General features: G+C 76.5%; 1 pseudogene. It reads left to right on the plus strand.

From position 1 onward, the window contains the following. Window positions 1–550 (plus strand): annotated as a pseudogene (locus tag RCG67_RS17280) (bifunctional [glutamine synthetase] adenylyltransferase/[glutamine synthetase]-adenylyl-L-tyrosine phosphorylase); the annotation flags it as partial.

Genomic DNA, 550 nt, shown 5'->3' on the forward strand with positions numbered 1-550 from the left:
CTGACCCGCATCGCGATCCGTGACGTCGGCGCCCTCTATCCCGCCGACCACATGCCGGCGGTGGGCCGGCAGCTGGCGGACCTCGCCGCCGCGGCCCTCGAGGCCGCCCTCGCCGTCTCGCGCGCGGAGGCCGCGCAGAGCTGGGCGCCCGAGCTCGTCGACCGGGTGCGGCTCGCCGTCATCGGGATGGGCAAGTGCGGGGCCCGGGAGCTCAACTACATCTCCGACGTCGACGTCGTCCACGTCATGGCCGTGGACGGCCCGGCGGACGGGGGCTCCGACGAGGACGCCCCCGGACCGGACGGCGCGGAGGCGACGGGCATCGCCACGGCCCTGGCCGCGGGCACCGCCCGGGCGATCATGGCCCGGGCGGCCGAGCCCCCGCTGTGGGAGGTGGACGCCAACCTCCGCCCCGAGGGCAAGGACGGGCCGCTCGTGCGCACGCTGGAGTCGCACGTGCGCTACTACGAGCGCTGGGCGGAGTCCTGGGAGTTCCAGGCCCTGCTCAAGGCCCGGCCGATCGCCGGGGACCCGCAGCTCGGGGAGTCCT

This window comes from Kocuria cellulosilytica (assembly GCF_040981245.1).
Lineage (GTDB): Bacteria > Actinomycetota > Actinomycetes > Actinomycetales > Micrococcaceae > Kocuria > Kocuria cellulosilytica.